Origin of the sequence: Planktothrix sp. FACHB-1355 (genome assembly GCF_014748295.1) — a bacterium.
Classification (GTDB): Bacteria; Cyanobacteriota; Cyanobacteriia; order Cyanobacteriales; family Aerosakkonemataceae; genus Aerosakkonema; species Aerosakkonema funiforme_A.
Genome location: NZ_JACJUP010000228.1, coordinates 1 through 7,419, shown reverse-complemented (window position 1 = coordinate 7,419; position 7,419 = coordinate 1). Strand labels below are relative to the sequence as shown.

The window sequence follows — 7,419 nt, the reverse complement described above, 5'->3', positions numbered from 1 at the left end:
ATCTATTTCTCTTTTGACTTTTAACTTTCCAGCCCCGACGCCTAACCCCGACGCCCTATTTTTCTTTTGAATGATTGACTTTTAACTTTTGACTTTCCAGCCCCTAGCCCCGCGTAAACGCCATGCCATCAAACAGCACAAATCGGCTCCAAACAGAAACTTTCAACGTTCCTCAAGCTATAATTCCCACAGAAATATTGCTGACGCTAGCGACAGGCCCATTGCTTTTCGGGATGTTATGTGGTAAAGCAACACTAGACTCGATCAAATCGCTGGGTGAAGCAAGCGAAGAAGTATTTAGGGGCGATCGCTTGCCAGCGATCCCGTTTCCAGATAGTCCCCAAGCGCAAACTGAATAAAAAAGATCCGCCTTGGCGGTCAGTTGGTCTTATAAGAGACTAATTGATTTAAGTTAACAGCATAAGATTGTTGATTGTCCCACAACAGCTAAACCAGATCCTATGAGCTCCTTACTCCAGTCCGACCATCAGGCAGTTCATCTTACTGCGCCATCAGATCTGTATTTGCGCCATCGCCTCAAAGTGGTAGAAGACCTGTGGGAGTCTGTTTTGCGATCGGAGTGCGGTCAGGAACTGGTAGACTTACTAATGCAGCTGCGATCGCTTTGTTCTCCAGAAGGACAAGCAACGAACGAAAACGAAGCGGAAGTCTCCAAAGTTATTGAAAGTCTCGATATCAACGCCGCGATCAGAGCAGCCAGAGCCTTTGCTCTATACTTCCAGCTGATTAATATTGTCGAACAGCACTACGAACAACGAGCGCAACAGCTATCCTTAAGGATGGCACCCGCACCAGAACCTGCCGACCCCGCACTGCAAGCATTTGCCAAACTGGATGCAGAAGCTAAAACCGCCGTACCCGGAGGTGACTCCCTCGAAAGAACTTGGCAAGAAACAAACGGACAAAAGCGAGAAAAAGGCACTTTCCAGTGGTTGTTTCCCAAATTGCGCCAGCTGAATATGCCACCCCAAGTTATCCAGCGCCTCATAGACAATCTCGATATCCGCTTGGTATTCACAGCTCACCCTACAGAAATTGTCCGCCACACAATCAGAGACAAGCAACGGCGCATAGCCAGAATTTTGCAGCAGCTAGATGAGGTGGAGCAAAACTGGCAAACAACTCACTGTAGCCTGAACTACTCTAACTTGGGAGAACAGCTGCTGGTTACCGGAAACTCACCCAACTACGGAGAAGCTTCTTTGCTCAACGCCTCGGAAGTTTCCTGGGAAGCAACAGCACTGCAACAGGAATTAACGGAAGAGATTCGTCTGTGGTGGCGTACCGACGAACTGCACCAGTTTAAGCCTTCAGTACTAGATGAAGTTGACTATACCCTTCACTACTTCCAAGAAGTTTTGTTTGAAGCGATTCCCCAACTTTATCAGCGCGTCGAACGGAGTTTAAGCAACGCCTTTGGGAATCTGCGTCCGCCCAAACATAACTTCTGCAAATTCGGTTCTTGGGTAGGAGCGGATCGGGATGGTAACCCTTCCGTCACACCGGCAATCACCTGGCAAACAGCCTGCTACCAGCGCCATATAGTATTAGAAAAATACATTAAATCGGTAGAAAAGTTGATCGCTCGCTTGAGCTTATCTTTGCATTGGAGCGATGTGTTGCCGGAGCTGCTAGAATCCCTGGAACAAAATCGATTGCAAATGCCAGAGGTGTACGAACAATTATCGATCAAATATCGACAAGAGCCATATCGGTTGAAGCTATCTTTTGTAAAGAAGAAACTGGAAAATACGCGCGATCGCAACTGGCGGCTCTACAATAGCGAAGATGGGCAATTGGAAAAGCTCAAGCAAACTCAACCAGGCACATACTACCAATCAGCCCCAGACTTTTTAGCCCAATTGCGACTGATACAGCGCAACCTCAAGGAAACTGGTTTAGTTTGCCGCGACTTGGAAAATCTGATCTGTCAAGTAGAAATCTACGGCTTCAATCTCGCCCATCTGGATATCCGGCAAGAAAGTACCCGTCACTCGGATACGATTAATGAAATCGCCGAATATCTCCAAGTTTTACCTCGACCCTACAACCAATTATCAGAACAAGAAAAAACCGAATGGTTGGTGTCGGAACTGCAAACGAGACGCCCTTTAATTCCCAGAGAATTGCCATTTAGCGCCCAAACTTGCGAGACGATCGAAACCTTCCGCATCTTGCGCCAACTTCAGCAAGAGTTTGGCTTGGAAATCTGCCAAACTTATATTATCAGCATGAGCCACGATGTCAGCGACTTGCTGGCGGTATTGCTGTTGGCGAAGGAAGCGGGACTCTACGATCCCTCCACAGGTGTCGGTACGCTGCAAGTAGTACCCCTGTTTGAAACTGTGGAAGATTTGAAGCGGGCACCCCACGTCATGCAAACTTTGTTTGAATTGCCGTGCTATCGGATATTGCTGGCCGGCGGTAAGTCCGCAATGGCAAAGAAAACTCAGGTCGGAGGAGGAACTGAGGACTTACAAGAGGTGATGTTGGGATATTCGGACTCTAACAAAGATTCCGGTTTCTTGAGCAGTAATTGGGAAATTCACAAAGCGCAAAAAGCACTGCAAGCGATTTCCGAAAGGTACGGCATCAATCTTCGCATCTTCCACGGACGCGGCGGTTCTGTGGGTCGCGGCGGTGGCCCTTCCTACGAAGCTATTTTGGCACAACCCGGTCACAGTATCAATGGGCGAATTAAAATTACCGAACAGGGAGAAGTGTTAGCTTCTAAATATTCTTGGCCGGAATTAGCTATTTACAATTTAGAAAATGTCGCTACGGCGGTAATTCAAGCTAGCTTGTTGCGAACGGGGTTTGATGATATCCAACCCTGGAATGAAATAATGGAAGAATTGTCAGCTAAGTCACGCGCTCATTATCGCGCTTTGATTTACGAACAACCCGATTTTATCGATTTCTTCCATAGCGTTACCCCCATTGATGAAATCAGCCAATTACAAATCAGTTCTCGTCCGGCGCGTCGGCGCAGCGGTAAAAAAGATTTAAGCACTCTCCGCGCTATTCCTTGGGTGTTTAGTTGGACGCAAAGCCGCTTTTTGCTACCAGCTTGGTACGGTGTTGGTACGGCACTTCAGGAATTTATGAATGAAGACCCGCAGGAAAATTTGAAGTTAATGCGCTACTTCTATTACAAGTGGCCTTTCTTTAGGATGGTAATCTCGAAAGTGGAGATGACTTTATCAAAAGTTGACTTGCAAATCGCGCAGCATTATGTGAAGGAATTATCTTCACCAGAAGATTTGGCCCGATTTGAAAAGCTGTTTGAGCAAATCTCTAGTGAATATTATCTGACTCGCGATTTGGTGCTAACGATTACCGATCACAAACGCCTTTTGGATGGCGATCCGGACTTGCAGCGATCGGTCCAGTTACGCAATGGTAATATTGTACCGTTAGGCTTTTTGCAAGTGTCTCTGCTCAAACGTTTGCGTCAAAGCAAATCTCAAGCTGCTTCGGGAGTAATTGACTCTCGTCACAGTCGCGGTGAATTGTTGCGCGGCGCGTTGCTGACTATCAACGGTATTGCTGCTGGTATGCGGAATACAGGTTGATGGTAATTGGTATGTTGTTGCGCTTTAGCGCTAAAGTGCAACAACGTACCAATTTAATTCTTTTGTCCGAATTGCGATCGCATCTCTTCCAATTCCTTATCGATTTGGCTTTTGGCTGTGGTAGAATGGGGTGACGGCGTTTGCGGCGATGGCGATGGCTGATTTTTTTTAGGTGCGCCCGGATTGAGAAATTCCGTTTTTAATTCCGCTAATTCATCATCAACTTTACTTTTAACTGGAATCGCTGGCGTCACGGGTGAAGGTTTGACAGCAGCAGGTTTTGCAGGTGTTTGCGGTTTTGGCGTTGCAGCAGGTGGTGTTTGGATATTCAAATCTTTGAGAACTTCTGCAACGGATTGATAGCGACGGTTAATGGCATTATCCAACATTTTATCTAAGATGCGAGATAAGCGATCGCTCACCGGATGTTTCGCAAACTGTCGCCACACCCAAACATCTTGATTCATATCGTATAAATCGAAAGGCGACATCCCGGTTAACAGATGAATGCAGGTAACTGCTAAACTATAAATATCGCTAGAAAAAACAGCCCTACCCCTGCTTTGTTCCGGTGCGACATATTCCGGACTGCCGATACTGGTGCCAGTTTTCTGCAAAGCAGCGCCAGTAGCGATTTTGGAAGCGCCGAAATCGACGAGGAAGAGTTTTCGATCGCTTTTTCTCCTGATAATATTATCGGGTTTGATATCGCGGTGAATCACCTGATGGTTGTGGACAAATTGCAAGACTGGTAATAAATCGTTGAGTAATTGCAGAATCTGAGTTTCGTTGAAAGTACCTTTCTCAGCGAGTTCTTGCGATAAAGTTTGTCCGTCGATAAATTCTTGGATGAGATACTGGTGATTATCTATAGTAAAATAAGCTAGTAAATCGGGAATTTGGGGATGTTGTCCCAATTCATCCAGTTGTACCGCTTCCTGAGTAAATAACTCAGATGCTTTCTGAAGATTACTCGCACCTTGCACTAAAGGAAAAAATTGTTTGATTACGCAAGGGGGTTTCGATGGTTTATCTTCATCTACCGCTAGATAGGTGATGCCAAAACCGCCTTGTCCTATGGGTTTGATGGCGCGATAACGGTCTTTTAGAATTAATTTGGTGCCACAATTGACGCAGAAGACGGCGATTTCTGGGTTTTGGGGATTTGGGCAATAGGGGTTGAGACAATAACTCATAATAATGTTAGATGTTAGATGTTAGATTTTAGGTTTTAGATGAGGACTTACGCAAAGAAACCGGGTTTCTTAGAAAAATCGTAGCTTTCTCAACTAGATATCGACGAAGAAACCCGGTTTCTGGCTGAGGCGTGCGTAAGTCCTGTAGATTTAGGAAAGTCTTGCACACTAAGAGTTTAACGTGATTTTGTGGGGAGTGCGATCGGAACCCCACCCCCAACCCCGACCCTGCAAGGAGAGGGGGAAAGAATTGCAGATGGGGCGATCGCATTTGGAAAACACTAGCAAGATCGATCGCGGGACGTATTTGTAGGGGCGAAGCAAGAGGGCGACAATTTATCACCATAACCCAAAATCTTATACCCTCTTGCTTCGCCCGTCCCTCACGCAACCGATACAAACGCACACGATTCACCTATAACCCAATATTTTATACCGTCAGGCGATCGCCCTGCTCTGTGGGCGATCGTCAACTCTGTCAATACAGAGATTAAGTTGGCAGAGGTTATCTGCGGGAGGAGGGCGAAGCATTCGGATATGAAAACTTCGGTTTTTATACCAGTATTGTCGCCCGAATGCTTCGCCCCTACATCTACCGCGCATCGCCAATCAAAATAAAAGGCGACCAATAATAAGGATGGTGTTTATCAATTTGACTTAATTTCGCTTTTTGCAGCGCTTCTCCTTTGCTCATCCCATTTTTAATATTCTGATAAAATTCAATCATAATCTCCTTAGTTGTATTATCCTCAGCATTCCAGAGACTCGCCATCACCGCTTTTGCACCTGCACGTTCAAATATATAGGCAAGTCCGGCAATTTCTTCGCCGTTGGAGTTAGCTTGTAGGGCGGTTTGACAAGCGCTGAGGGTGAGGAGTTCCGTGTTTTGCAATCCTAATAAAGCGGCATCGGCAATATTTAATTGTTTATCTGCAAATAGCAAAGTATTCGCTTCCATGCCCAATTTTTGACAGCCTTCTGGTTGAAAACAGCCGTGTGTTGCTAGGTGCAAGAAGGGAAAGCGGGGTGCAGAGGTTTTGAATTTGTCGAGGGTGGCGTTGTTGTGGAGAAATGATTCGCTACCGGGGAAGAGTTGGGCGATATTTCTCACTTCTTCTTCAGTTCCGGGTAGATTTTGCGGGTCGCGGGGGATGGGATTTCCTAATGCTAAAACGCCTTTTTGTAGAGAGTTTCGAGCAACTGTTTCTCGATTTGAATTGAGGGAACGACTGGAAAGGCGGGTGAGATAGTTGATGGGATATTTCTGGATTAGGTATTGGTCGGTTTGTTCGTCAAAGAGTGTTTCAAAGGGAATATATCGCAGTTTGCCTGTGGCGATGATGCTTAATTGTTTGGGGGATAATACTTTGATTTTGTCTTCTAATGGACGAATTATAATGTTGTAAATTCCGGCGCTAGTTTCGATGTATTTATCATCAAAATTTTGTAATTGTTCGCGGTATTCGGTGAGAAGTTTATCGAATTCTGTCGGGTCGATCGGGTTTTTAATGACGCTCAGTTGGTCTTTGGTTACGATAAATATGGCTACGGTATTGGGGACATTTTTGACATCGGTCAGCAAGACGGGTTGAATTACAACGGTTCCGGCGGGGATAGAGGATCTCAGTTTTTCAATATCTGTGAGTGTGGTTTCAAAGAGTTCGGCTATTTCGGGAAATTCTTTAGAAATTTTGTCTGCGTCCGCCAATACTTGTGATTCTAATTCCCGCATTTGTCGGGATATTTGTTCGGAAAAATTGTCTTGCAATCGTCGTTGGATGAATTGCAATTGTTGATTTTTTTGATTCCATTCATCAATTTTTTGCTGTGCTTGTGGGTGAGAAACTTTGGCGTTAATTAGGCGGGTGTAGTCGGCGAGGTCGGCTGTGGTGGCGAGGTTGGCCCATTCAAAAGCGCGATCGAGTTGGTTTACGTCGATGAGGAGGGAGATGAGTGCGATCGGGGTTTGTGAGTTAGCCTCCAAAAAATTTCTTCGATTTTTCTTCTGTAAACCTCTACGGATTCCTATTGTAATAGAGGTTGATTGTTCCCAATTAGAAATAGCCTGCATCGGTTGTCCGGTGTCTTGGTAAACTGTACCGATATTACTTAGAATCGCACCCTCCAATTTAGGCCAACCTCCTTGCATTTGTCTAAGAGTTTGCAAAGCTTGCTTAAAGCAAGCTAAAGCGTCTTCAAATTGTTTAATAGATCCATATACTTCACCCATATTATTCAGCGTAATGGCAATCCCTAACGGCTCCCGTATTTCTTGGTAGATAGATAAAGCTTGCTTATAATAATCCAGTGCTTGTAATGGTTGGCTAATATCATCGTAGATAGTGCCAATATTATTTATGGTCGTCGCTAACCAAGATTGATTTCCTGTTTCTCTGACAATTGGCAAAGCTTGTTTTAAATAGCCTAATGCCTTTTGAGGCTCATTCCTATCTTTATAGATTGCAGCAATATTAACTAAATTCATTGCATATAAAGGAGTATTTTTATTACCGATAGACTCGAATATAGCCAAATCAAATGTAATTAAAGCTTTTTGTTCTTCTCCTAACTCGTAGTAAATCGTGCCTATATTAGTCAGCGTGCCAATAAACCCTAAGCGATCATTT

The 7,419-nt window shown here is 44.9% G+C and carries 3 protein-coding genes and 1 pseudogene; 2 read left to right on the top strand and 2 right to left on the bottom strand.

Features of this window, described 5'->3' with window-relative positions; genetic code table 11:
* Positions 1-122 precede the first annotated feature (122 nt).
* Together H6S82_RS12175 and ppc are read left to right on the top strand one after the other, a co-directional pair.
* Positions 123-359 (top strand): hypothetical protein, encoded by a 237-nt coding sequence (locus H6S82_RS12175; protein ID WP_190461600.1) that lies wholly within the window; start codon positions 123-125, stop codon positions 357-359.
* Positions 360-461: 102 nt separating this feature from the next.
* Complete coding sequence (gene ppc, locus H6S82_RS12170) at positions 462-3,596, top strand: phosphoenolpyruvate carboxylase (RefSeq protein WP_190461602.1); 3,135 nt, start codon at positions 462-464, stop codon at positions 3,594-3,596.
* A 326-nt stretch (positions 3,597-3,922) separates the two neighbouring features.
* On the opposite strand, the pseudogene H6S82_RS12165 reads toward ppc, so the two are convergent.
* Both H6S82_RS12165 and H6S82_RS12160 read right to left on the bottom strand, forming a co-directional pair.
* Positions 3,923-4,792, bottom strand: a pseudogene (locus H6S82_RS12165) (serine/threonine-protein kinase); the annotation flags it as partial.
* A 592-nt stretch (positions 4,793-5,384) separates the two neighbouring features.
* The coding region (locus H6S82_RS12160) for a CHAT domain-containing tetratricopeptide repeat protein (protein ID WP_191056263.1) at positions 5,385-7,419 on the bottom strand (2,035 nt) is incomplete at its 5' end.